This is a genomic window from Rhodanobacter sp. Root561, from assembly GCF_001427365.1.
Classification (GTDB): domain Bacteria; phylum Pseudomonadota; class Gammaproteobacteria; order Xanthomonadales; family Rhodanobacteraceae; genus Rhodanobacter.
Genome location: NZ_LMGH01000016.1, coordinates 82037 through 107915 on the forward strand (window position 1 = coordinate 82037; position 25879 = coordinate 107915).

The following is a 25879-nucleotide window of genomic DNA, read 5'->3' on the forward strand; positions in this document are numbered from 1 at the left end:
TGTCGGGTGCCGATGCGATCAACGGCACGGCCCTGGGTGCCGGCGCCTGGGTGCAGGCGGCGGCGGACAACTCGGTGGCGCTGGGTGCGCAATCGCTGGCTGACCGGGCCAACACGGTCTCCGTGGGCAGTGCCGGCTCCGAGCGCCAGATCACCAACGTGGCCGCCGGTACGGCAGGTACGGATGCGGTGAACATGGACCAGTTGGCCGCGGTCACCTCCGCGACCCAGTTCTTCAGTGCCGACGGAGCCACGGACGGCACGGAAGACGCGCTGGCATCAGGTGCCCGCGCGGTCGCATCGGGTGCCCTCAGCACGGCAGTGGGCGACGACAGCGTGGCGACCGGAAACGGCGCCCTGGCGCTGGGCACCGGCTCTTCGGCGACGGGCAGCAGCAGCGTGGCGATCGGTCAGGAAAGTTCGGCCTACGGCTTCCAGTCCGATGCCGAAGGTGACTACAGCACGGCGGTAGGCGCGAGCAGCGTGGCGCTGGGCGAAGGTTCCACCGTGGTCGGTTGGGGCGGCAGTGCGCTTGGCGTGTTCTCCGTGGCCACCGGTTATGGCGCGGTCGCGACGGGCGACAACAGCGTGGCCAGCGGTGCGAACGCGATGGCTGACGGCATCGGCAGCGTGGCGACCGGCAGCAGCAGTCATGCGGCGGCGGACAACAGCTCGGCGTACGGCAACGGCGCCCAGGCCATCGGCGGCAACAGCTCGGCCTACGGTGCGGGCGCGACGGCGACCGGTGCGGACAGCGTGGCGATCGGCGGAGAGGCGACCAACATCCTGACCGGTACCACCGGTGCGGCGACGGCGGGCGACGGCGGCACCGCCATCGGTCGGAGAGGCGACCAACATCCTGACCGGTACCACCGGTGCGGCGACGGCGGGCGACGGCGGCACCGCCATCGGTGCCAGCGCGATCGCCAGTGGTCTGGCCGCGTCATCGGTGGGCATCGGTGCGCAGGCTGACGGTGACGAATCCACCGCGCTGGGCGCGCTGGCGTATACCCCGGGCACCTATGCCACGGCGGTAGGCGCCGAATCGGCGGCGACCGGCGAGTACTCCACCACGGTGGGCTCGACGTCGCAGGCCATCGGTGACCAATCCGTCGCGGTGGGCTTCGGATCGGCGGCGGCGCAGATAGCGACCGTGGCGATTGGCGTGCAGAGTATTGCCGCCGGCGTGGCGGCCACGGCGACCGGTTACGGTGCCAGCGCCAATGGCGACTATTCGCTGGCCAGTGGCGCGTTCGCGGCGGCCGACGGTGTCAGCAGATTGCCGCCGGCGTGGCGGCCACGGCGACCGGTTACGGTGCCAGCGCCAATGGCGACTATTCGCTGGCCAGTGGCGCGTTCGCGGCGGCCGACGGTGTCAGCAGTGTCGCCGTCGGCGAAAGCAGCAGCGCCAGCGGTGACGAAAGCGTGGCGCTGGGTGGCAGCGCGGCTGGTGGCAATTTCGTCACCGAGGCCTCGGGTGCGGGCACCACGGCGATCGGCGCGGGCGCCTACGCCACGGCCGACAACGCGGCGGCGTTCGGCTGGTTGTCGGGTGCCGATGCGATCAACGGCACGGCCCTGGGTGCCGGCGCCTGGGTGCAGGCGGCGGCGGACAACTCGGTGGCGCTGGGTGCGCAATCGCTGGCNGTCGGGTGCCGATGCGATCAACGGCACGGCCCTGGGTGCCGGCGCCTGGGTGCAGGCGGCGGCGGACAACTCGGTGGCGCTGGGTGCGCAATCGCTGGCAGACCGGGCCAACACGGTCTCCGTGGGCAGCGCCGGTTCCGAGCGCCAGATCACCAACGTGGCCGACGGCACCGAGGCCACGGATGCGGTGAACCTGGGTCAGCTGGAAGCGGTGCAGACGCAGGTGACGCAGACGGGCTCGGACGTGAGCGCCAACACGGCGGCGATTGCCACGAATACCGCCGCCATCGCGACCAACACTGCGGACATCGCGACCAATACGGCCGACATCGCCACGAACACCGCCGCCATCAGTTCACTGGATGGCCGGGTCGGCACGATCGAGGGACAGCTCGGTGACCTGCAGCAGAGCACGGCGGAGCTGGGCGCGATCGGCATCGACACCGTGGGTGATGGCAGCGACGACGCCTCGGTGCTGGCCGGCTCGCGGGGCGTGGCGATCGGCTCGAATGCCGAAGTGGGCGGTGACCATGGCACGGCGATCGGCGGCGACAGCTACGCGGCGGGCCCGAACGACACCGCCATCGGCGGCAATGCGAAGGTGAATGCCGATGGCAGCACCGCGGTGGGTGCCAACACCACCATCGCGGCGACGGCGACCAATGCGGTGGCGGTCGGCGAAGGCGCATCGGTGAGCGCGGCGTCGGGCACGGCGATCGGCCAGGGCAGTTCGGCCACGACGGCCGGTGCGGTGGCCCTGGGCCAGGGCTCGCTGGCTGATCGCGCCAACACGGTGTCGGTGGGCACGGCGGCAAACAACCGCCAGATCACCAACGTCGCGGCCGGTACCCAGGCCACCGACGCGGCGAACTACGGTCAGGTGCAGCAAGCCCTGGTCAGCGCGAAGGACTACAGCGACGCCAACGCCCAGCAGACCCTGCAGAGCGCCAATGCGTACACCGACCAGAAGTTCGCCAACATCGCCAGCACGGCGGACGTGAACTCGCTGCGCAACGACACCAACAACCGCTTCCGCGCCATGGACAAGCGCGTGAACCAGGTTGGCGCGATGGGCGCGGCGATGGCGCAGATGGCGTTCAGCACCCAGGGCATCAACACGCCGAACCGGGTGGGCGTGGGCATGGGTGGCTACGGCAACCGCGCAGCGCTGGCGGTGGGCTACTCGCGGCAGTTGTCACCGAAGGCCAACCTGACCTTCGGTGCCGCGGTAACCGGCAATGAGACCTCCGGTGGCGTGGGCGTGGGTATCGGCTGGTAAATCAGGCCGCCGGGCCCGGCGATACGGGCCCGGACATGCACGACAGGAACCGGCGCCCACGTGGCGCCGGTTTCCTTTGTGGCCGAGGCCCACCGCTGTCGCGCGAGGCAGCGGTCACGCTTCCGTGCCGCCATGCGTGCGTCGCCATGAAGGAGGTCGCTTCGGAGGCGAAAAAGGAAAGGCCCGCCGTGGCGGGCCTTTCTGCCGTGACGCGATGAAACCTCAGTGGTGCCCGTGCGCCAGCCCGGGGCAGGCCAGATCGAGCACGAAGCCGTCGTGGTCGGAAACCCCGATGGCCTTGCGCAGGCCGGTTTCGCCGGCCGCGTCGTCCTGGGTCTGGTCGGGAGCATCGAGATTGCCGCGGCCGTATTCGAAACCGCGGAAGCAGCGCTGGGCGAGGCGATCAAGCAACGCCTGGTCGAGCACCTGGGCCACCGGAACGTCGCGGCCGGAGTCGAACGAGCCGGTGCGCTGGTAGCCCTGGATCTCGCCAAGCTGCTGGGTGAACAGGAACGAGTAACGGTCGTTGGGGGCCACCGACTGCACCGCATTCCACAAGGCCGGCTTCACGATGTTGCCACCGAGGTCGAGCAGGTTGGCGCTGTCGTCGTAGGTGCCGGCGATCGCGCCGACCACGTCGGTCCAGCCGTCGGTGAACGGATAGGCGTTGAAGTCACCCAGCACCACCAGCGGTTCGAAAGCGGACTTCGCGTCGGTCTGCAGCGCCTGCACGCGCTGGGCGATGTCCACCGCGCCGTTGAAGCGCTTGAGGCGGTTGCGCGTGGCATCCGCCCCGCCATCCACGCCGATCAGCGACTTCGGGTGCACCACCATCAGGCGGAACGAGAAGCTGCCCTTGCCCAGTTTGGTGCCTTCGAGCAGCAACGGCGGACGGTCGTGCAGATAGGCCGACTGGCCGGTGCCAGGGTCCACCCAGGTCGCGTCGTAGCCAAGCTGGCTCACGCTGGCGATCTGCACCCGGTCGTCCTGCACCAGGAAGCCCACGTCGATGCCGCTGGGATCGTGGCCGTCGACCAGGTGCGCGGAGTAGTGCACGCCGTAGTCGCTGTTCAGTTGCGCGGCCAGCTGTTCGAGCACGGGCAGGTTTTCCACCTCCTCGGCGCCCAGCACGTCGGGCAGTTTCAGCACGCCGCCGATGTAGGCGGACAGGCGCTGCAGCTTGAGCTGCAGTTCGTCCGCCGTCGGCGTGCCTTCATCACCGCACTCGTAGGTACTGTTGTCGCCATCGGTGTCGCATAGCCGCAGCATGTTGAGGTTGCCCACGCGCAGGCCATCCGGGCCCCGCTGATCATGCACGGGGCGCGGCATCGTGTTGGCATCGAGGATGTGCAGCATGGTCGGCTGGAAGTCGTAGTCGCCGAAGCTGTAGCTCATCACGCCTTCGGCGATGAACCGCGCGCCGCCGTTGATCCCGGTGCCGGTCGGCACCGCGCCGAGGGCATCGGCGTCCATCTCGAAGACTTCCGGGTTGCCGTCCCACACGCCGGAGTGGATGTCCGAGGCCGGCAGGCCGAAAGTGACGCCCTGCGAACGCAGCGAACGGCTGCCGCCGGCACTGACGAAGACCTCGGCGAAGGGATCGTTGCCGTAGCGCTGGTTGCCGCGATCGACGATGCCGTTGACGATCAGGATGCGCATGCCCTCGAAGCATTCGAAATTGGTCGTGCCGCAGGACAGGTTCGCCGGATCGGTCGACGGCAGGTTGCGACCGAACAGCACCGGCTGTGGCAGCCGGTTGCCCGAGCTGAGCACGCTGATGCTGGCGCCGGTCAGTTCGGTCAGCCCGTAGTACTCGGCCACGCGGGCACGCACGTCCACCGCGTCACCGACTTTCACTGTCGGTGCGCTGCCGGTGAACACGTACACGCCGTTCGAGGTCAGCCGGACGTGGTCGTCGCGGCGATCCGGCGTCTGCATGGTGAAGCCGGCCGGGCCGACACTGGTGACGATGTTGTTGCGGGTGATCACCGGCTGGCCGGTGAACGGCGAGCTGTCGCCGTTGCCCTGGATCTGGAAGATCTCGACCTGGGCCGCATCGTCGTTGAGGATGCCGCCGATCGCCTCGCCGCGGGCAATCGCGAGGCCGCTGGACGGCTCGCTCAGCTGCACCGCGAAATCCTCGTCGGGTTCGATCTTCGTGTCGCCGTGCACGGTGACGGTGACCTTCTGCACCGTGTCACCGGCGGCGAAGGTCACCACCTGGTCCACCGCGTCGTAGTCGCCATCGGCCACGGTGGCGGCGCCATCGGCCGTGCGGAAGCGCACCTGCACCGGCGACGATGCCGGCTTGCTCAGGGTGAGGCTGAAGTCGAGCGCGGTGGTGCCGCTGTCGCCTTCATTGATCACCGCATCGGCCACCGACACGCCGAGGCCGAGGTCCGAACAGCTGCTGCCGGCGTTGTGCGACACCGAGGGCGACTGCAGGCTGAAGTCCGCCGCGTTGTCGCCGGTGTCTTGCACCAGCCCGGCCGCGTTGCTGATGCGGGCATACGAGCGGTCGGCATTGGTCGAGCCCAGCGAGGCCAGCCGCGTGCCTTCGCCATAGGCCGAGCCGCCGCTGAGGCCGACCTGGTCCAGCACCGTGCCGCCGGCATCGGCGATCGCCAGGCCGCCGGTGTCGGTGATGCCAGTCTTGTAGATCACGTCGCCGCCCACGCTGCCGGAATAGCCGCTGCTGGCGCCATTGGTCAGCAACAGGTAGCAGCCCGGCGCGATCGACGTGCCCGACGGCAGCGTCGCACGCGTGCCGGTGGTGCCGCTGTCGTTCGAGCCGAGCAGGGTGTAGCCACCCACGTCGAGCGCACTGGGCGAACCATTGTGCAGCTCGACGAATTCGTCGTTGCCGCCGGACGGTCCGCGTACGCGGAAATTGCTGATCGTGAGATCCGCGGCCAGCGCGGGAAGCGCCGCGGCAAACAGACACAGCGCCATTCCCGCGGCGCGACGCATAGGCATCATGACGTGATTCCCCTCGATGTGATGGCGGATTCCCCCTCCCGGAACCTGACCACTGTCCGTGACGGCGCAATGACAGGTCAGTCATACCCCGGTGCGGGGCGATGACTTTGCGACGGCTTCGGCAGTTTCGAAGGAACTTGTCGGCCTGGCAACCGAAACAGTGCCGAACAGGAATTTTTCCTAGGCGCGATGCCGCCATTGCGCCGGTGAACTCGGCACAATGGAGGGCCGCGCCCGAGATGAACGGCGTGCGGGCCGAATCCCGGACCATTCGCGTGCGCCCGGCCGGATGTGATACCTATGACGTTTGCCGTTTTCGCCCTGGGGCGTCGACGGTTTCGCGTGCACTCAAGCGGGGTGGAGGATGTCGGCAGTGATTGAGCCGGCGGTCGGCGGGGCGGGCATGGCCGTGGAGGATCGCGAGGCGGAAGTCTGCGCGTGGCTGGTGGCGCGTGGTCGTCTGAAGGAAGGCGATCTGGTGCGCGCGCGCCGGCTGCACGAGGAATCCACAGAGGGCACGCTGACCACGCTGATGGCGCGTCTTGGCCTGGTGTCCGAGCGCGACTTGGCCGAGGGCTGGGCCGAACTGCTGCAGGTGCCGCTGCTGTCCGCGCGCGATGCGCCGGAACTGCCGCCGGCCGATCTCGACGTGTCGCTGCGTTTCCTCAAGCAGCAGCACGTGGTGCCGGTGCAGGACGAAGCACACGGGCTGGCGTTGATCGTCGCCGATCCGGCCGATCCGTATCCATTGCAGGCGGTGCAGCTGGCTGCCGGGCGCCCGGTGGCATTGCGGGTGGGCCTGCGTTCGGAAATCGACGGCCTGATCGAGCGCTACTACGGTTCCGGTCGTTCGGCGATGGGCACCATCGTGGAGAACCTCGACGGCAGCGTCGCCGAGGAGGACGACGTCGAACACCTGCGCGACCTCGCCTCCGAGGCTCCCGTCATCCGGCTGGTCAATCTCATTCTTCAGCGCGCGGTGGAGCAGCGCGCTTCGGACGTCCATATCGAACCGTTCGAAAACCGGCTGAAGGTGCGTTACCGCATCGATGGCGTATTGCACGAAGTGGAAGCGCCGCCGTCGTCGTCGACCGCCGCGGTGATCTCGCGCGTGAAGATCATGGCGCGGCTCAACATCGCCGAGCGCCGCCTGCCGCAGGACGGCCGCATCCAGTTGCGCGTGCAGGGCAAGGAACTGGACCTGCGCGTGTCCACCGTGCCGACCAGCTTCGGCGAATCGGTGGTGATGCGCATCCTCGACCGCGAATCGGTGGTATTTGATTTCGAATCGCTGGGCTTCACCGACAGTTTCAAGCAGCGCTTCGTCGAGGTGCTGAACAAGCCGCATGGCATCCTGCTGGTCACCGGCCCCACCGGTTCGGGCAAGACCACCACGCTGTACACCGCGCTGAGCCAGATCAACACCAACGACGTGAAGATCATCACCGTCGAGGACCCGGTCGAATACCAGCTCGAAGGCATCAACCAGATCCAGGTGAAGCCGCAGATCGGGCTGGATTTCTCCGGCGCCCTGCGCTCGATCATGCGCCAGGACCCGGACGTGATCATGATCGGCGAGATGCGCGACCTGGAGACCTGCCGCATCGCGATCCAGTCCGCGCTCACCGGCCACCTGGTGCTGTCCACGCTGCACACCAACTCCGCGGCCGGCGGAGTCACCCGCCTGCTCGACATGGGCGTGGAGGATTACCTGCTCGGCTCCACCATCAACGGCATCCTGGCGCAGCGGCTGGTGCGCCGGCTCGATCCGGAAACCGCGATTGCCTACGAGGCGTTGCCCGAGGTGATCGAACAGTTCGAGCTGGAGAAATACACCGACGAACGCCCGATCCGCCTGTGGAAGCCCGGCACCAGCGCGGCGAATCCCAGCGGCTACCGCGGCCGTCGCGCGATCATGGAGTTCCTCACCATGAGCGACCCGCTGCGCCGGCTGGTGATGCAGCGCGCCAACGAAGGCGACATCGAAAAGCAGGCCCGTGCCGAAGGCATGCGCACGATGTACGAGGACGGCATCGCCAAGGCCGTGGCCGGCATCACCACGCTGGAAGAGGTCCTGCGCGTGACGCAGGAAGGCTGAGGTGGCGCAGTTCCGTTACAAGGCGGTCAACGACGCCGGCGAGACGCTGCAGGGGCAGATGGAAGCGGCCAGCGTCGACGAAGTGATCGGCCGGCTGCAGGATCAGGGCCACACGCCGCTGGAAGCGCTGCCGGCCGATGGTGCGGGCGGTGGCAGCGGGTTTGCCGCGCTGTTCAAGCGCGGGCCGTTCAACGGCGACCAGCTGGCCCAGTTCACACATCAGCTGGCGACCCTGCTGGGCGCCGGCCAGCCGCTGGACCGCGCGCTGGGCATCCTGCTCGACCTGCCCGAGGGCGAGCACGCGAAGAAGCTGATCGAACGCGTGCGCGATCGCGTGCGGGGCGGCAACACGCTGTCCTCCGCGCTCGACGAGGAACACGGCGTGTTTCCCAAGCTCTACGTGAGCCTGGTGCGCGCCGGCGAAGCGGGCGGCTCGCTGGAGGAAACCCTGCGCCGGCTGGCCGACTACCTCGAGCGCGCCCAGGCGATGCGCGGCAGCATCGTCAATGCGCTGATCTACCCGGCCTTCCTGCTGGTCGGCGTGCTCGGTTCGCTGGTGCTGCTGCTGGCCTACGTCGTGCCGCAGTTCGTGCCTATCTTCGAGGACATGCAGGTGCCGATTCCGTGGATCACCCAGGCCGTACTGACCGTGGGCAACACGCTGCAGGCCTGGTGGTGGCTGATCCTGCTGCTGCTCGGCGGCGGCCTGTTCGGCTGGCGCGCGCACCTGCGCGATCCCGCTGCGCGGCAGGCCTGGCATGCCCGCCTGCTGCACATGCGCCTGGTCGGGCCGCTGCTGCTGAAGGTGGAGACGGCACGGATCGCCCGCACCCTGGGCACCTTGCTGAAGAACGGCGTGCCGCTGCTGAATGCGCTGAGCATCGCGCGCCAGGTCACCGGCAACCGCGCGCTCGACGCGGCGCTGGCCGCGGCGCAGGAACAGGTCAAGGGCGGCTCGGGCCTGAGTCTGGCGCTGGGCCAGTCAAAACTGTTTCCCCGACTGGCGATGCAGATGGTGCAGGTCGGCGAGGAAGCCGGCCAGCTCGACACCATGCTGCTGAAAGTCGCCGACACGTTTGAACTTGAGTCCAAACGCGCGATCGATCGTTTGCTGGCTGCACTGGTGCCGGCGCTGACCATCGTGATGACCGTGCTGGTGGCGATCATCATGGCCGCGATCCTGCTGCCGCTGTTGAGTCTGACCAGCAATATTCAGTAACCGAGGAGCAAGGCAATGGTGAAGTTTTTGGAATTCGTGGGGCAGGGAATAGGGAATGGGGAATGGGGGATGGTAAGAGCCCGCAAGGCCGCGGCATTTACTTGCCCCATTCCCCATTCCCCATTCCCCATTCACGGGCGCGCGCGTGGCGTTGCCCCCTCCTCAATCCTCCCCCGCGGAGCGGGGGAGGAGGCGAAGGCAAGAAGCGCCTTGTTTCATAAGAGCGGGGGCTTCACCCTGCTCGAAATGCTCGCGGTGATCGTGCTGATCGGCATCATCGGCGCGGTGGTGGTGACCCAGGTCGGCAAGAACGTCGACAAGGGCAAGTACGGCGCCGGCAAGTCGCAGCTGATGACGCTGAGCCAGAAGATCGAGAACTACGCGCTGGACAACGGCACTCCGCCGTCGCAGCTCGACGGCCTGGTGACCCGGCCACCGAACGCGGCGAACTGGCAGGGTCCCTATGCCAAGGCCTCCGAACTGAAAGACCCGTGGGGCCATGCCTTCGGCTACCAGTATCCGGGCCAGAACGGCAGCTTCGACCTGACCTTCTACGGCCAGGATGGCAAGCCCGGCGGCGACGGCTACAGCAAGGACGTGGGCAACTGGCAATGAAGCCGGGAATGGGAAATAGGGAATTGGGATTCGGAAAAGCGTGCGCTCACACGCTTGCCTGCTCTGCCCATTCCCTGTTCCCTGTTTCCCGTTCCCCGCGCGCGCAGCGCGCTGCCCCCTCCTCAATCCTCCCCCGCGGAGCGGGGGAGGAGGCAAAGGCGCGAAACGCCTTGTTCCATAAAAGCGGGGGCTTCACCCTGCTCGAAATGCTGGCGGTGATCCTGCTGATCGGGATCGCGGTGGCGGCGGTGTCGGTGTCGGTGACGCAGGGCCTGGCCAGTGCGCGGGTGCGCGCGGCCAGCGGTGAACTGGCCGGCGCGCTGCGCGCGACCCGGGCGCAGGCGATCGTGCGCGGGCAGGAGCAGCACTTCGACGTCGATACCCGGGCGAACAGCTACGACGATGCGAAGCGGCACGACGTGCAACTGCCCGTCGGCATGCACATCAGCATCACCAGTGCGAAGGAAGATCAGCCGAACGACCACACCGGACGCATCCGCTTCTTCCCCGACGGCAGCTCCACCGGTGGCCGCATCACCTTGCACAGCGGCCACCGCGAGTGGCACGTCAACGTGTCGTGGCTGACCGGCGAAGTGCGGGTGGTCGACGCGGTGGCTTCCCGATGAAATTCAGGAATCGGGTATCGGGATTCGGGAATCGGCAAGGCGCGTCAGCGCCGGCTGCCCGCCTTTGCCATTCCTCATTTCCTATTCCCCACTCCCGGCGTCAACGCGGCTTCAGCCTGCTGGAAGTGATCGCCGCGATCATGCTGCTGGCGATCGCGTTCACCGCCCTGATGAAGGTGGCTGGCGCGTCGATCGGCCTGACCCACAACGCGGCGGAATACAGCCAGGCGGCGATGCGTGCGCGCAGCCTGCTGGACAGCGCCTTCGTGGGCGAGGCGGTGAAGCCGGGCAATCGTTCCGGCCGCTTCGATACGCAGTACCGCTGGCAGCTCGACGTACGGCCGTGGAGCACGGGCGGCCCCGCGGTGCCGGGCGCGCCGGTGCAGCTGTACCAGCTCGACCTCACCGTCTCGTGGGGGCCGCAGGCCCATCCGCGGGCGGCCCACTTCCGCACCCTGCGGCTGGGTGGTCCACTGGCCTCGGGCCAGGCGCAGGCCGGACCATGAAACGGCAGGCCGGTTTCACCCTGCTGGAAGTGCTCGCCTCGCTGGTGCTGCTGGCCTTGTTGCTGGTCGGCGTGTATTCGGGCATCCGCACCGCCACACACAGCGTGCGCTCCGGCACGGCGGCGATCGAGCGGCTGGACCAGGTGCGCTCGGCCCAGCAGTTCCTGCGCCGCGAACTGGCGCAGAGCCTGGCCCAGCCGATCGATCGCACCGATCATGGCGAACCGGTCTACTTCGTCGGCAGTGCCCGGGAGATGCGCTACGTGGCGCCGTTGCCCGGTTACCTGGGCAAGCTCGGTCCGCAACTGCAGCAGCTGCGCCTGGTCGACGACGACCATGGCGGCCAGCGGCTGGAGCTCAGCCTGGCCTTGCTGCCGCCCGATGGCCAGCCGCCGCAGGCGCTGGGCGATCCGCAGGTGCTGGTCGACCACGTCAGCAGCGGCAGCTTCAGCTATCGCGGCGTCGATTCGAAAGGTGCCGCGGTGGCGTGGTCGCCGACCTGGGCCGACGGCCGCGTGCTGCCGCAACTGGTGCGGGTCGAGCTGCAGGTGAACGGCACCGTCGAGTGGCCGCAGCTCGAGGTGCCGCTGCGGGTGAACGCCTCGCCGGCCGGACTGGTGCGCATGGGCCTGCGCGGCGGGAGCCTGCGATGAGGCGGGCGGCGCCACACCTGCACGGGCGTCAGCGCGGCGTCGCGCTGCTGCTGGTGTTGTGGGCGTGCACCCTGCTGGCGATCCTGCTCGGCGGTTATGCCGCGTTGGCGCGCACCGAGGGTCTGCAGGCGCGCTACCAGTTTGCCCAGACCCAGGCGCATTACGCGGCCGAGGCCGGCCTGATGCGCGCGGCCTATGCCCTGCAGGACCCGCAGGCGAAGCAGCGCTGGATGGCCGATGGCCGGATCTACACCTTCCACTACGACAACGCGACGATCACCGTGCGCGCGATCGACGAAGGCGGCAAGGTCGATCTCAACGCGGCCTCGCCCGAGGTACTGCTGGCGCTGTTCCAGGCGGCCGGTTTGAAGCCTGCGCCGGCACAGGCGCTGGTCGATCAGGTGGTCGACTGGCGCAGCCTGCCGGCGGTGGAGGGCGATGACGCCAGCGCCCGGGCGGGCTACCTGGCGGCCGGGAGAAACTACGGTCCGCGCCACGGCCCGTTCGCCAGCGTCGAGGAGTTGCAGATGGTGCTGGGCGTCACGCCCTCGCTGTACCGGCTGCTGGCGCCGGCGCTGACGATCTGGTCCGGCAATTCCAGCCCCGATCCGAATACCGCGCCGCCGCTGGCGCTGGCGGCGATCCCGGGAATGACGCCGGAACAGCGCCAGCAGCTCGAGGCTGCACGGCAGCAGAACGCGAAGGACCCGCAGCTGGTTCTGGGCAGCGGAACAACGCATAGTATCCGATCCGAGGCTACGCTGGCCGACGGCACGCGCGCGGTCCTGCGCGCCACGATTCGCCTGCAGGCGGGGCAGGCGCAACCGTACGCCGTCTTGCGCTGGCAGGAAGGGGAGGCGGAATGAGTTCGGCAACGCAGTCACTGCGGCCGCTGGTCGATGTCGTACGCCGCAGCTGGCGTGCCTCGCCGTTGCCGGGTTTCCTGCACTGGTGGGGTGGCGAGTTGCGCGCGCTGCTGCCACCGCGCTGGCGTGGCGCCTTCGGCAGCGGCGCTGACTGGTACCTGCTGCAGTGCGCCGGCGCCCGCTGGGATCTGCGCCGCAACGGCCACGCCGGACTGCTGTCGAGCTGGGACGAAACGGAGCCGGGCATCGACGGCGCGGGCAAGCCGCCGGCGGCGTTGCGCGATGCATTGCAACGCGTCGATCGCGAGGATCTGCGCTTGGCCCTGTTGCTGCCGTCCGCCGTGGTGCTGCGGCGCACGCTGAGCCTGCCGCTGGCGGCACGCGACAACCTGATGCAGGTGGCCGGTTTCGAGATGGACCGGCAGACCCCGTTCAACCTGGCCCAGGTGCACCACGCCGTGCGCGAGCTGGCAACGGCGGCGCCGCCCGGGCGCTTCAACGCGGAACTGGTGGTGGTCACCCGCGACGTCCTCGATCCCGTGCTGGCGCGCCTGCAGGCACAGTCGATCAGTGTCGACGCGGTGGACGTGGCCGATGGCCATGGCCGCCTCGGCGTGAACCTGTTGCCGGCGGCGCAGGTGCTGCGCCACGCGCATCCGCGGCGCCGGCTCAACCTGCTGCTGGCCGCGGCCGTGGTGGTGTTGCTGGGCTGCGTGCTGGGCGAATGGCTGCACAACCGGCAGCTGGCGCTGGAGCAGATGCGCACGGACGTCGAAGGCATGCGCGGCGAAGCGCAACAGGTGGCCGCGCTGCGCCAGCAACTGCAGGACAACGCCGGCGCCGCCGGCTTCCTGGCCCAGCGCAAGAAGCACAGCGTGGCGATGCTCAGCGTGCTCGAAGACGCCACCGCGCGCCTGCCCGACAGCGCGTGGCTGGAACGCCTCAGCGTGGACAACACCGGTCAGATCGGCTTCCAGGGGCAGAGCCAGCAGGCCGCGAAACTGCTCGACACCTTGAAGGATTCGCGCCTGATCACCGACGCCAGTTTCCAGGGCAGCATCCAGCCCGATCCCACCACCGGCAAGGAGCGCTTCTACCTCACCGCCCGGGTCAACCAGCCGAAGCCCGCGCCGAATGCCGCGAGCGCCGGGGGCACGCCATGAAGCTGGCGGCGATGAACCGGCGTGACAGCCGCATCGCGGCGGTGCTTCTGCTGCTGCTCGCGCTGCTGCTCGCCTATTTCGTGTTGCTGCACTGGTGGTTCGTGGCGCCACTGCAGCAGATCCGCGGCGAGATGGCCGACCTGCGCGACACGCAGAGCCGCTACGCCGCCGCGATCGCCGAGAAGCCCGCGCTGCTGCAGCGGATCGCCGCGCTCGGTGCCGGCCAGGCGGCCAGCAGCGCGTTCCTCTCGGCGGACGATCCCAACACCGCTTCGGCGGACCTGATGCAGCGCGTGGTCGACGTGGTCGCGGCGCATGCCGGCAGCGGATCGTGCACGGTGAGCCAGAAGATGCCGCTGCCCAGCCCCGCGCCGGCCGCCGGCGAACCGTATCGCAAGGCCGCGGTGAGCATCAGCCTGAGTTGCGACATCGAGCCGCTGGCCGCGGTGATGCAGGCGCTGGAGCAGGGCACGCCGTATCTGTTCATCGACGACCTCAGCATCTATCGCAATCCGGTGGCCGCGCAGCAGGGTGGTGCCGTGCCGCTGGAAGTGCAGTTCACCCTGTCCGGCTATGTGCGGCCGGCGCGGGTTACTCCCGCATCGTCCGGCACGCCGGCGACTTCGCCGGGAGACGCGCCATGAACGCGGCCGCCCAGCGTCGCTTCACGCCCTGGCTGATGCTCGGCGCCATCGCGCTGGCGGCGCTGCTGCTGGCCCTGCTGCTGGGGGTCGGTCGTGGCGTGCACTGGGACGAGCCACGCGCACGCGCGCCGCTGCCGCCGGCCGGCAATCCCGCCAACCTGCCGCAGCCGTTGCCGCTGCAGCAGTTCGCCCTGGTCTGGCAGAAGCCGCTGTTCGCACCCGACCGCAAGCCGACGGCTTCCGCGGCCGATGGCGGCAGCCAGCTCGGCGACCTCGAACTCACCGGCGTGATCCTCACGCCAGCATTGCGCATGGCCTTGCTGCACGATCGCCAGGCCGATCGCGAAGTGCGCCTGCGCGAAGGCGAATCGCTGCCCGACGGCAGCGTGAAGCTGGTCGAGGTGCGCGCCCGTTCGGCCATCTTCGATGCCTCCGGCGGTCGCACCGAACTGAAGCTGCCTGCCGGCGCGCCGATCGACCCGCCGCGCGGCGCCGACCGGAATGCCAACAGTGAAGGCACCGCGCCGGCTCGCGCCGCGCCGCCGGTGCCCAACCGCGCCACGCCCGAACCGTCGCGCGAATCGCCGGCCGAGCGCCTGCGCCAGAATATCCAGAAACGTCGGGCCGCCCGCGCCGCCGCGGCCAACGAAGGAGTACGTTGATCCATGTTCCGCACGCTCACCCAGCAAACCCTGCGCGCCGCCACGCTCGCCTTCGTGGTCGGCGTGGCCGGTTGCGCCAGCCTGCCGCAGCCGCATGACGACGGCGCCCTGCAGCGCGAGGCGATGGCCGGCACGCAGAACCCGGTGCCGGCGCCGCTGCCGTTGAACACCAGCGTGGCCAGTGGCAGCGAGGCCACGGCGAGCCCCGAGATCAGCCACGGCAGCGGCCAGTTCATCCATCCCAACGCGCTGGCCACGCCCAGGCCGGCGGTCAGCGGCAGCGGCGCGGTGACCTTCAACTTCGAGAACCAGCCGGTGCAGGCGGTGGTCAAGGCGATCCTCGGCGACCTGCTGAAACAGAACTACACCATCGTGCCCGGCGTGCAGGGCAACATCTCGTTCTCCACCTCCGAGCCGGTCGACGCCGGCCAGGCGCTGCCGATCCTCGAAACCCTGCTGGGCTGGACCGGCAACGCGCTGGTGCATCGCGACGGCGGCTACGTGGTGATGCCGCAGAAGGACGCGGTGGCCGGCAACCTGGTGCCCAGCCTGGGCGCCACCGCGCCGCAGGGCGGGCTGCAGGCACGGCTGTTCCCGCTGCGCTACATCTCGGCCACCGAGATGCAGAAACTGATCAAGCCGTTCGCGCGGCCCGACGCCACCCTGCTGGCGGACCCGGCGCGCAACCTGCTGGTGATGTCGGGCACGCCGCAGGAGCTGGCCAACTACCAGAGCATGGTGCGCACCTTCGACGTCGACTGGCTGCGCGGCATGTCGGTGGGCGTGTTCAACCTGCAGTACGCCACGGTCGGCGACCTGATGCCCAAGCTGGACGGCATGTTCGGCGTGCACGGCGACACCCCGCTGGCCGGCATGCTGCGCTTCATCCCGATCGAGCGCACCAACGCGCTGGTGGTGATCAGCACCCAGCCCGACTACCTGCGCGAAGTGGGCGACTGGATCGCCCGCATCGATCGTGGCGGTGGCAACGAGCCCCAGCTGTTCGTCTACGACGTGCGCAACATCAAGGCCTCGGACCTGGCCCGCTACCTGGCCAACATCTACACCAACGGCGCCGGTGGCGGCGGCACCGGCGACAGCGGCGGCCAGGTCGGCCCGGGCCTCACCGGCGCCACCCTGGGCAGCGCCGAGAACGCCAGCGGCACCAGCATGGGCAGCACCGCCGGCGGCTTCGGCAATGCGGCGGATGGCTCGCGCAACGGCGGCATCGGTGGCGGCATCAATGGCACCGACAGCAATGGCGGCCTGAACATGGGCAGCGCTCGCGATGCCGGCGGCAGCGGCACCGGCGGCTTCGGCAGCACCTCGGGCAGCAGCTTCGGCAATGCCGCCGGTGGTAACGGCGCCGCCGGCGACCAGCAGTACAGCTCCAGCGACGGCAGCGTGCGGATCAGTTCGGTCGACAGCAACAACCAGCTGCTGGTGCGCGCGCGGCCTTCGCAGTGGGAAGAGATCAAGTCGGCCATCAGCAAGCTCGACAACGTGCCGATGCAGGTGCAGATCGAGACGCGCATCCTGGAGGTGAACCTCACCGGCGAATTCCAGTTCGGCGTGCAGTGGTACCTGGAAGGCCTCACCGGCAGCACCACCACCAGCGACGACAGCGGCAACTCCGTACTCGTTCCGGGCCAGCCCTACCGCCATCGCCAGATCGGCCTGGGCCAGGGCGGCAACGCGTTTCGTGGCGAACCGTTCTTCTACTCCTTCCTCAACAGCAACCTGCAGGTTGCCGTGCGCGCGATGGAGACCAGCGGCAACACCAAGACGCTGTCGGCGCCGTCGATGGTGGTGATGAACAACCAGACTGCCAGCATTGCGGTGGGCAACCAGATCCCGATCAACCAGACCAGCGTGAACACCGGCATCGGCAACGCCAGCACCTACAGCCAGGTCAGCTACCTCAACACCGGCGTGATCCTCAACGTGCAGCCGCGGATCAATCCCGGCGGCCTGGTCTACATGAACATCAGCCAGGAGGTGAGCCAGGCCGACCGTTCGGTGCCCTTGGTCAATGGCAACCCGGCGATTTCGCAGCGCAAGCTGGCCACCCAGGTGGCCGTGCAGAGCGGCCAGACCGTGCTGCTGGGCGGCCTGATCGAGCAGGCCGAAGGCAACACCGACACCGGCATTCCCGGCCTCAACCGCATCCCCGTGCTGGGCCGGTTGTTCGGCAGCACCAATCGCAGCCGCAACCGCACCGAGCTGATCGTGCTGATCACGCCGCGGGTGATTCGCGGCGGCGCCGATGCCAAGCAGATCACCGACGACTACCAGAACAAGTTCGAATCGCTGACCCCGCTGCGAAAGTCGGGCGAACTCGTTCCTACGGCAGCGGCCACCACCGTGCCACTACCGGCTGTGCCCCCACCGCCACCGGCGCCGAGCTGGCCCGAACAGATGCAGCAGCATGCGGAACTGGCGCTGGGCAAGGGCGACTATCTGAACGCGCAGAACCTGGCGATCCAGTCGTGGCAGCAGGGTACGCATCATGGCGAGCTGTGCGAACGCAACTGGCAGGTGGTCATCGAGGCGCGCCAGCATGCGCAGGATGCGAAGGGCCTGGAGCTGGCGCGCAAGCGCCTGGCCGATTGCCGTGCACCGGTGAAGTCGCCATAACGCCACGCCCTCGCGGAGCAGGCCGGGCCTGCTCCGCCTGCAGCCACTATCATTCGCGTGGATGACTGCATCCACGCCGAATTTCCCGATCACCCCGCTGCTGCCGCAGATCGTCGCCGCGCTGGCGACGCATCCGCGGCTGGTGCTGGAAGCGCCGCCGGGCGCGGGCAAGACCACCCAGGTGCCGCTGGCCCTGCTCGACGCCGCCTGGCTGGCCGGGCAGAAGATCGTGATGCTGGAGCCGCGCCGGATCGCGGCGCGCTCGGCAGCGCAGTTCATGGCGCGGCAACTGGGCGAGGAGGTCGGGCAGACCGTCGGCTACCGGATCCGCTTCGAGTCGAAGGTGAGCGCGGCCACCCGCATCGAGGTGGTCACCGAAGGCATCCTGACCCGGCTGATCCAGCATGACCCGGAGCTGGCGGGCATCGGCGCGATCGTGTTCGACGAATTCCACGAACGCCATCTCGCCGGTGATCTCGGCGCCGCGCTGGCGCTGGACCTGCAGGCCACCTTGCGGCCCGGGCTGCGCCTGCTGCTGATGTCGGCCACGCTGGATGGCGAGCGCATCGCCCAGTGGCTGGACGCGCCGCGGCTGTCCAGCCCCGGACGCAGCTTCGCGGTGCGCATCGAACATCCGCCGGCGCGCACGCAGGAGGCGATCGAATACCAACTGGCGCGGGTGGTGCGCCAGGCGCTGGAGGAAAACGACGGCGACGTGCTGGCCTTCCTGCCCGGCCGCCGCGAGATCGCCCGCGTGCAGGCGGTGCTGGCGCAGACCCTGACGCGCGACGACGTCGACGTGCTGGCCCTGCATGGCGAACTCTCGCTGATCGATCAGCAGGCAGCGCTGGCGCCGGCGGAGCCGGGCCTGCGCCGCGTGGTGCTGGCCACCAACGTGGCCGAGTCCAGCATCACCTTGCCGGGCATTCGCGCGGTGGTCGACAGCGGCCTGGCGCGCGAGCCGCGTTTCGATCCGAACTCCGGCTTCACCCGGCTGGAAACGGTGACCATCTCGCAGGCCTCGGCCGACCAGCGCGCCGGCCGTGCCGGTCGCGTGGCCGAAGGCACGGCGTATCGGCTGTGGCCGCAGAGCCGCCGGCTGGAACCGGCGCGCACCGCGGAGGTCGCCCAGGCCGAGCTGTCCTCGCTGGCGCTGGAACTGGCGGCCTGGGGCATCACCGCCAGCAGCGACGCCGACCTGCCCTGGCTCGATCCGCCGCCGGCCGGCGCGCTGGCGCAGGCGCGCGAACTGCTGCAGCAACTGGGCGCTCTCGGCGACGATGGCCGCATCACCGCGTTGGGCAAGCGCATGCTCGAACTCGGCGCCAGTCCGCGCATGGCGGCGGCCGCCCTGCATGCGCCACCGCCGTTGCACGCGCTGGTGGCCGACCTGCTGGCCTTGCTGGATGCCCGTTCGCCGATGCGCGGCGAACAGGCGCGCAACGATGACCTGCGTGTGCGCCTCGCTGCGCTGCATGCCTGGCGCGACCGTCGCGGTGCCCAGGCGCGCGACGCGGACGCCGGCGCGCTGGCGGCGATCGAGCAGGCCAGCAAGGGTTGGCGTCGTCGCCTCGACGCGCGCAGCGCCGCCAGTGGCGTGCCGCACAGCCACAGTGTCGGCGACCTGCTGCTGCACGCCTTTCCCGACCGGGTGGCGCGCCGCGATGACAGCAACCCCACGCGCTACACGCTGGCCAATGGCCGCGGCGCGCGCCTGCACGAGAACACCGCCTTGCTGGGCGAGCCGTGGCTGGTCGTCATCGAGTTGCGCCGCGACAGTCGCGACAGCCTGATCCTGGCGGCAGCGCCGCTGGACCCGCGCGTGCTGGAGCGCGATTTCCCGGCCCGCTTCAGCCGCGAACGCAGCCTGCGCTGGAACGAGCAGCGCGGTGCCGCCGAGGCCTTCGACGAATCGCGTTTCGGCGCGATCGTGCTGGAACGTCACAGCGTGCCGGTGAAACCGTCCGACGCCTTGCCCGCGCTGCTCGCCGCCGTGCGCGCGCGGGGCGTCGACAGTTTGCCGTGGAGTGATCACGCGCGGCGCCTGCGCGCACGGATGCAGGCCCTGCGCCAGTGGATGCCGGAGCTTGGCTTGCCGGATGTCTCCGCCGCCGCCTTGCTGGCTTCGCTGGAGGACTGGCTGGCGCCGTGCCTGGCAGGACGTCATCGACTCGATGCGCTGGGGCCGGAGGATCTGTCCCAGGCGCTGGCGTCGCGTCTGGATCACCAGCAGCGTCGCATGCTGGATGCGCAGGCGCCGGAAAGCCTGGTGGTGCCCAGCGGCCAGCAGCGCCGGCTGGAGTACACCGAAGACGGACCGCCGGTGCTGGCGGTGAAGCTGCAGGAGTTGTTCGGCCTGGCCGACACCCCGCGCGTGGGCGGCGGTCGCGTGCCGGTCACCCTGCACCTGCTGTCGCCGGCGGGACGACCGATCCAGGTGACCCAGGACCTGAAGGGGTTCTGGGAGCGCACCTATCCCGAGGTCAGGAAGGAAATGAAGGGCCGCTATCCGCGCCATCCCTGGCCCGATGATCCGTGGACCGCCACGCCGACGCACCGCGCGAAACCGCGCGAGCGCTGAGGGTGTGCGGCTCGTAACGGTCAGAGCACGTGGTGCTCTTGTACCATCGACGCTTGCGGACGTTGCGCGTGGGGAGCTGCCAGAAAACATGGATCGCGACGAGCTTGACCCGGCCCGGGCGGATCAGCGGGAAGACCATGACGCCCGACTGTCGCTGGCCAAGCCATCGCCATGGCGGCTCAGCGCGTGGCTGTGGAGCCTGCTGGTCCTGCTGGGCGGACTGGCCCTGGCGCTGTCCGTGCACCATCAGCAGCAGCAACGCCGCCTGGCGGAGCAGTCCTTCGTTCGTGGCGAACTGGCCAACAAGACGTTCGCGGCGCTGCAGGACAAGCTGCATTCGGCCGAAGCGATGCTGCGCGCCGTGCAGACGCTGTTCCTCGCGTCGGACCAGGTGACCCAGGTCGAGTTTGCGAATTTCTACACCAACCTGCGCCCCCGCGAGCAGTTTCCCAGCCTGCTGGCGCTGGCCTATGCGCAACGCGAACAGGATGGCGCGGGCGAGCGCTACATGACGCGATGGGTCGAGCCCGGCACCGGCAATGCGGCGGTGATCGGCCTGGATGTGGGAGCGCAGCCGAACAACCTGGCCGGCCTGCTGGCCTCGCGCGACAGCGACCAGGCCACCCTGTCCGCGCCGTTTCGCCCGGTGCAGCAGCGGGGCGCCAGCGGCACCGAGGACGGCATCACCCTGCGCCTGCCCGTGTTCAGCCCGGGCGACCCGCCGCAATCGCTCGCCCAACGGCACCAGCGCATGCGTGGCTCGATCGCCGTGTCCTTTCGCGTCAGCACGCTGATCGACAGCGTGCTGCAGGATGACGTGCGACGCGACCTGCGGCTGCAACTGGCCGACGTGACGGAAGCCGGCCACGTGCTGCCGCTGTTCGATTCGATGCCCGGCAAACCGGAGGTTCGCGGCAGCTATCGCTTCGAGCGTCGGCTGGCCTACGGCGGCAGGGTCTGGGACGTGGTGATGCAGCCACGCGACACTACCCCTCCCGCGATCGACTGGCGCCAGTCGACCCTGCCTGGCGGCTTGCTGGTGAGCTTGCTGCTGGCCCTGCTGGTGTACTCCATCGTCGGGACGCGGCAGCGCGCGCTCGAGCTGGGCTGGCAGATGAGCCGGCGGTATCGCGAGAGCGAGGAGCGCTTCCGCGCACTGAACGAATTGCTGCCCGCGCTGGTGCTGCTGGCCGAAGTCGATGGCGGCCGGATCACCTACGCGAACCGCACCTCGCGCGATCGCCTCGGTGACCAGGTCACCGAGCAGCGCCTGCCCGACCTGTTCGACGACGAGATCCTGCGCCGGCAGCTGAGCGATGCCGAAACCCGCGGCTGCAGCCGGGTCGAGGCGCGCCTGCACAACACGGCTGGCGCGCATTTCTGGGCCAGCGTGGCGATCTCGCGCATCGAGCTGGGCGGAGTCGGCAAGTTGCTGATGGTGGCCAGCGACATCACCGAACAGCGTCAGCTGACCGAGCTGCTCAGTCACCAGGCCAGCCACGACGCCCTGACCGATCTGTACAACCGGCGCGAATTCGAGCGCCGCCTGCATGAATCGCTGGCGGCCGGCGTGGCGGGCCCGCCGATCATCGTGCTGCTCTACGTCGACCTCGACCAGTTCAAGCTGATCAACGACACCTCGGGTCATCTCGCCGGCGATCAGCTGCTGGCCCAGCTTTCGATCGTGATGCGCAAGCAACTGGGCGGCACCGACGTGCTGGCCCGGCTCGGCGGCGACGAGTTCGGGGTGCTGTTGACCCGGGTGGCCGACCAGCAGGAAGCGGAGCGGATCGCCGAACGCGTGCGTCGCTGCATCGATGGCTACGTGTTCATCTGGGAACAGCGCAGCTACACGATCAGTGCCAGCATCGGCGGCGTGGTCGCCGAGCCGGCCGGCATCTCGGCCAAGGATCTGCTGACCCAGGCCGACACCGCCTGCTACGTGGCCAAGGAGTCCGGCCGCAATCGCGTGCACTTCTACTCCGAGCGCGACGACCAGACAGTGCGCCGGCGCAGCGAGATGGAGTGGGCCAACCGCCTGCGCTGGGCCGTCGACGAACATCGTCTGCAGCTCACCTACCAGGAAGTGTGGCCACTGCCGCTGGGCGACGGCGCCGAACCCGGCATCGAGATGCTGTTGCGCTTCCGCGAGGAGTCCGGGCAGCTGGTGGTGCCCGGCGTGTTCCTGCCGGCGGCGGAGCGTTACGGCCTGATGCCGTCGGTCGACCGCTGGGTGATCGAGACCACGCTGGCCAACTTCGAGCGGCTGCATCCGGCCGGCAACCGGCTGGACATGGTGGCAATCAACCTGTCCGGCGCCAGCATCGAGGACCCGGCCCTGGTCGACCGGATCATCGAACTGCTGCAGCGCTACCGGGTGGAGCCTTCGCGGGTGTGTTTCGAGATCACCGAGACCGTGGCGGTGCGCAACCTGTCCCAGGTGGTGCGCTGCATGGCCTTGTTGCGCAGCGCCGGTTGCCGCATCGCGCTGGACGATTTCGGCGCGGGCATGTCCTCGTTCACCTATCTGAAAAACCTGCCGCTGGACATCATCAAGATCGACGGCAGCTTCGTGCGCGACATGCTCACCGATCCGGTCAGTCACCTGATGGTCAAGGCGGTGACCGACATCGGGCATCGGCTGGGACTGGAAGTGATCGCCGAATGGGTGGCCGACGCCGAGACCGTGCAGGCGCTGACCGCACTGGGCGTGAACCGGGTGCAGGGCTTCAGCCTGCATCATCCCGAGCTGGCGGTATTCCAGCGCGACTGAGTGTTCGGCAGCGCGATTCATGGACGTCTGGACGTCCATACGCAGGAAGGCCCGGTCGTCGCCGACCGGGCCTTCCTTCCTGAAGGGCGGGGGCGCGTCCCTGCGCTCCCCGGTTCTGCACTCGCTTACGGCGTGTAGCTGCCGGTCAGCGTGACGCCGCTGTAGCTGCTGTAGGCCCGCACCATGACGTAGTAGGTGCCTGCAGTAGCCGGCGAGATGTTGCAGGTCTCGCTGTTGCCGGCCACGTAGGGGCGGCAGTCGTAGCTGCTGGTGGTGGGGGCCGAGCCGCGCTTCACGTACAGGTCGGCGTCGCCGGTGCCGCCGGAGATCGCGAACTTGAGGTTGCTGGCGCCAGCGGGTATCACCATCGTGTAGTTCACCGCGTTGCTCTTCGTGGCCTGCAGGCCGGTCACCGGCGTGCCGTTCTGCAGCACGTTGCCACCACCGCCGCCCGTGCTCCAGGTGGCCTTGATGCTGACGCCGGAGAACGCGGCATAGCCGTTCAACATCACGTAGTAGGTGCCTGCCTGGGGCGAGGCCACCGTGCAGCTTTCGCTGTTGCCGCTGACGTACGGACGGCAGTCATAGCTGGACAGGGTCGGCGCGGAACCGAACTTCGTGTACAGATCCGCGTCGCCGGTGCCGCCGGATTCGGCGATGACCAGGTTGGTCGCGCCGGCGGGAATCACCACGGTGTAGGCCAGCTGCGCGCCCGTGGCGGCGGCCTGGCCGGTGAGCGCCACCCCGTTCTGCAGCACGTTGCCACCACCGCCAGCAGCAACGACCGTCACCGATGCGGTCCTGGTGTTGGTGGCGCCGCTGTTGTCGGTTACCTGCAGCGACACCGTATATGTGCCGGCGGCGGCGTAGGTGTGACTCGGATTGGTGGCGGTCGAGGTGCTGCCGTCGCCGAAGTTCCACGCGCGTGACGCGATGCTGCCGTCACTGTCGGTGGAGCTGTCGGTGAAGTTCACGATCAGCCCGTTGGTCACGTCGCCGAAATTGGCCACTGGCGGAACGTTGCTGCTGCCGCCGCCGCCGATCCCATTGGCAGCGGCGCTGATGATCAGTTCGCCACGGCCGGTAGCCAGGTCATAACCGGAGCTGGCCGTTTCACCACCGTTGTTGCCCGAAGTGATGTCGTGGAAGGCAGACGCCGGCAGCTGGTACAGCAGCGGCGCGGCAAAACCCACGCTGGAGCCCTTGATCGCGATGACGCGCGCCCAGGCACCGGCAAACAGTGGCGCGGACAGGCTGGTGCCACCGTACTGCTGGGTGGCACCGCTGACGATGATCTTCGAACCCGAATTGGGGTCGGCATCATAGGCGATGTCCGGCAGGCCGCGTTTGCTGCCCGGGGCCACGCCGTTCTGCCAGCTTGGCTGCGGCTCGAACGTGCTGGAACTGCCGCCGCCGCTGGTCCACACGGTGGCACTGCTCCAGGTGGTGGTGGACGCATTCAGCGTTGTGCCGCCCACTGCCACCACGTACTGCGACGCGGCCGGCCAGCTGGGCGTGACACCGCCGTCGCCACACTCGTCGGCGCCGGAGTCGCCGGTGGAGATCGAGAAGGTCTGGCCCTGCGCCACCGCCTGCTGGAATATCTGGTCCTGCGCCGCCGCCGAACCATCGCTCTGCGCGCCGGTTTCGCATTCGCCAAGCGAGACGTTGATGATCTTGGTCGCGTTGGCGCTGACGATGGTGTTGAAGTCGGCCGTGAGGTTGGCGTTGGACAGGGTCGGGATGTTGTAGAAGATCAGGCTGCCGACCTGGCCACCGGCCATGCCGACAACGTCCTGGCTGTCCAGGCTCCACTCGCCCAGGCCGCTGGTGTCAGTGCTGGTGCCGTTGGTGTTGACCGTCTGCGTGGTCACCCGTGCGAGCCCGGCGTTGTCGGTGAAGGTGTTGAGATCGGTGATGGTCTGGGTGATCTTGCCCTGAGTGACGATGCCCACCGGCACGCCGGCGGCCGTGGCGACGCCGGTGCCGCCGTAGATCGAGGCGAACTCGGTCGGGTTGTGGCCGGTCACTGCCTGAGTGGTGTAGCTGGCCTGCATCGGCACGGCGAAGGTGTGTGCCTGGTGGACGCTCTGCAAACCGATCACCGACAGCACACTGTCCTGCAGTGCGGCGGGGATCTGCACGTCATCGTTGTGCATGAAGGCCATGCGGCCTTCCCGAGTGCGCACCCGGGCGAACGTGGTCTTGAACGCAGCCTGCGCCGTGTCCGCCCGGCCATCGGCCGAAACCAGCATGCGGTTGGGAGCGATCTGCACGTTGGTGAAGCCGGCCGCGGTGAGCCATGCGGCCACCTGACTCGCCTGGGTCGCCGTGGGTGCATAAGTGGAGACGAACTCCGGCGCTGACAGCGAGTGCCGCACCATCGACAGGTTCGAGGACCTGGCCGTGGCAATGAAGCTGTGCAACTGACTGGCGTTGCGCAGTTTCAGTGCGACTTCGATATGGATGGGTTGCGAGGTCGCCAGCGGCCCGCTGATCACATCACCTCGGCGGAGCTGGGTGGCGTGCTGGTTCAGTGCGACAAAAGCGTTGTTGCCGGTTGGCGTGGCATGGACCGAAGTGACGGCGGCCATGCTGATGGCTGCGGTCAGCAGCGTCAGGCGAAAATGACTTGGCATGTATGGTTCCCGGAAGTTTTTCGAGGCAAGCGAAGCCGCTGGGGCCGCGTGGACCTCATCAAGTGAGCACCGTGAAGCTCACGGCGCCATCGGTTTTCTGGACTGCCCAGCGACTTCGTGCCTGCTTCGGCCGGCTCTTCTGCATCCCCCGATGATTGGCCGGTTGCATGTCCGAGCAAGTAAACGTCCATGGCAGGACGCCTTCACGGAATCATTCGTCAGACTTCAAGTTGGCGAACCGCGTGACGGTAGGATTTTCCACAGAAAATCGTCAATAGGATTTTTTCACGGGT

General features: G+C 68.7%; 15 protein-coding genes and 1 pseudogene. 14 read left to right on the forward strand and 2 right to left on the reverse strand.

The window, feature by feature from the left end; translation table 11 throughout:
• Positions 1–971 (forward strand): annotated as a pseudogene (locus ASD55_RS16805) (cell surface protein); the annotation flags it as partial.
• A 2176-nt stretch (positions 972–3147) separates the two neighbouring features.
• Here the strand turns inward: ASD55_RS16805 and ASD55_RS16815 are convergent.
• On the reverse strand, positions 3148–5904 hold the full coding sequence (locus tag ASD55_RS16815) for a Calx-beta domain-containing protein (RefSeq protein ID WP_235577863.1): 2757 nt from the start codon (positions 5902–5904) through the stop codon (positions 3148–3150).
• A gap of 364 nt (positions 5905–6268) precedes the next feature.
• On the opposite strand from ASD55_RS16815, the gene gspE reads away from it, so the two are divergent.
• The 13 genes from gspE to ASD55_RS16880 all read left to right on the forward strand — a co-directional run bounded on the left by gspE (position 6269) and on the right by ASD55_RS16880 (position 22947).
• Entirely contained in the window at positions 6269–8002 is a 1734-nt protein-coding gene (gene gspE, locus ASD55_RS16820) for a type II secretion system ATPase GspE (protein WP_056768026.1), read from the forward strand.
• 1 nt (position 8003) lies between these two features.
• Positions 8004–9221: a type II secretion system inner membrane protein GspF gene (gene gspF, locus ASD55_RS16825; protein ID WP_056768029.1), complete on the forward strand. Its 1218-nt coding sequence runs from the start codon at positions 8004–8006 to the stop codon at positions 9219–9221.
• Between the two features lie 210 nt (positions 9222–9431).
• A complete protein-coding gene (gene gspG / locus ASD55_RS16830) occupies positions 9432–9836 on the forward strand; it encodes a type II secretion system major pseudopilin GspG (RefSeq protein WP_157599045.1) in 405 nt (134 codons plus the stop codon).
• 170 nt (positions 9837–10006) lie between these two features.
• The gene (locus tag ASD55_RS16835; protein WP_082542839.1) at positions 10007–10462 is read left to right on the forward strand and encodes a GspH/FimT family pseudopilin; all 456 of its coding nucleotides are present in this window, start codon (positions 10007–10009) and stop codon (positions 10460–10462) included.
• Between the two features lie 83 nt (positions 10463–10545).
• A complete protein-coding gene (locus ASD55_RS16840) occupies positions 10546–10968 on the forward strand; it encodes a prepilin-type N-terminal cleavage/methylation domain-containing protein (RefSeq protein ID WP_157599052.1) in 423 nt (140 codons plus the stop codon).
• On the forward strand, positions 10965–11621 hold the full coding sequence (locus tag ASD55_RS16845) for a prepilin-type N-terminal cleavage/methylation domain-containing protein (protein WP_056715024.1): 657 nt from the start codon (positions 10965–10967) through the stop codon (positions 11619–11621). The genes ASD55_RS16840 and ASD55_RS16845 overlap by 4 nt, the downstream gene beginning before the upstream one ends.
• Positions 11618–12487 (forward strand): type II secretion system protein GspK, encoded by an 870-nt coding sequence (locus tag ASD55_RS16850; RefSeq protein WP_056768034.1) that lies wholly within the window; start codon positions 11618–11620, stop codon positions 12485–12487. The genes ASD55_RS16845 and ASD55_RS16850 overlap by 4 nt, the downstream gene beginning before the upstream one ends.
• Positions 12484–13650, forward strand: coding sequence for a PilN domain-containing protein (locus tag ASD55_RS16855; RefSeq protein ID WP_056768037.1), 1167 nt, complete (start codon positions 12484–12486; stop codon positions 13648–13650). The genes ASD55_RS16850 and ASD55_RS16855 overlap by 4 nt, the downstream gene beginning before the upstream one ends.
• Entirely contained in the window at positions 13647–14294 is a 648-nt protein-coding gene (gspM, locus tag ASD55_RS16860; protein ID WP_056768040.1) for a type II secretion system protein GspM, read from the forward strand. Before ASD55_RS16855 ends, gspM begins: the two co-directional genes overlap by 4 nt.
• Positions 14291–14956, forward strand: coding sequence for a general secretion pathway protein GspN (locus tag ASD55_RS16865; protein ID WP_056768043.1), 666 nt, complete (start codon positions 14291–14293; stop codon positions 14954–14956). The genes gspM and ASD55_RS16865 overlap by 4 nt, the downstream gene beginning before the upstream one ends.
• Positions 14957–14959: 3 nt before the next feature.
• Positions 14960–17593 (forward strand): type II secretion system secretin GspD, encoded by a 2634-nt coding sequence (gspD, locus tag ASD55_RS16870; RefSeq protein ID WP_056768046.1) that lies wholly within the window; start codon positions 14960–14962, stop codon positions 17591–17593.
• A 61-nt stretch (positions 17594–17654) separates the two neighbouring features.
• Positions 17655–20174, forward strand: coding sequence for an ATP-dependent helicase HrpB (gene hrpB / locus ASD55_RS16875; protein ID WP_056768049.1), 2520 nt, complete (start codon positions 17655–17657; stop codon positions 20172–20174).
• Between the two features lie 88 nt (positions 20175–20262).
• Complete coding sequence (locus ASD55_RS16880) at positions 20263–22947, forward strand: EAL domain-containing protein (RefSeq protein WP_056768052.1); 2685 nt, start codon at positions 20263–20265, stop codon at positions 22945–22947.
• Positions 22948–23072: 125 nt separating this feature from the next.
• Here ASD55_RS16880 and ASD55_RS16885 read toward each other — a convergent pair whose 3' ends face one another.
• Complete coding sequence (locus ASD55_RS16885) at positions 23073–25586, reverse strand: pre-peptidase C-terminal domain-containing protein (RefSeq protein ID WP_056768055.1); 2514 nt, start codon at positions 25584–25586, stop codon at positions 23073–23075.
• Positions 25587–25879: the final 293 nt, after the last annotated feature.

Coding starts and splice junctions, on each gene's coding strand:
- ASD55_RS16815 (WP_235577863.1), bottom strand. CDS start 5,904: ATGATGCCTATGCGTCGCGCCGCGGGAATGGCGCTGTGTCTGTTTGCC.
- gspE (WP_056768026.1), top strand. CDS start 6,269: ATGTCGGCAGTGATTGAGCCGGCGGTCGGCGGGGCGGGCATGGCCGTG.
- ASD55_RS16845 (WP_056715024.1), top strand. CDS start 10,965: ATGAAACGGCAGGCCGGTTTCACCCTGCTGGAAGTGCTCGCCTCGCTG.
- ASD55_RS16850 (WP_056768034.1), top strand. CDS start 11,618: ATGAGGCGGGCGGCGCCACACCTGCACGGGCGTCAGCGCGGCGTCGCG.
- ASD55_RS16855 (WP_056768037.1), top strand. CDS start 12,484: ATGAGTTCGGCAACGCAGTCACTGCGGCCGCTGGTCGATGTCGTACGC.
- gspM (WP_056768040.1), top strand. CDS start 13,647: ATGAAGCTGGCGGCGATGAACCGGCGTGACAGCCGCATCGCGGCGGTG.
- ASD55_RS16865 (WP_056768043.1), top strand. CDS start 14,291: ATGAACGCGGCCGCCCAGCGTCGCTTCACGCCCTGGCTGATGCTCGGC.
- gspD (WP_056768046.1), top strand. CDS start 14,960: ATGTTCCGCACGCTCACCCAGCAAACCCTGCGCGCCGCCACGCTCGCC.
- hrpB (WP_056768049.1), top strand. CDS start 17,655: ATGACTGCATCCACGCCGAATTTCCCGATCACCCCGCTGCTGCCGCAG.
- ASD55_RS16880 (WP_056768052.1), top strand. CDS start 20,263: ATGGATCGCGACGAGCTTGACCCGGCCCGGGCGGATCAGCGGGAAGAC.
- ASD55_RS16885 (WP_056768055.1), bottom strand. CDS start 25,586: ATGCCAAGTCATTTTCGCCTGACGCTGCTGACCGCAGCCATCAGCATG.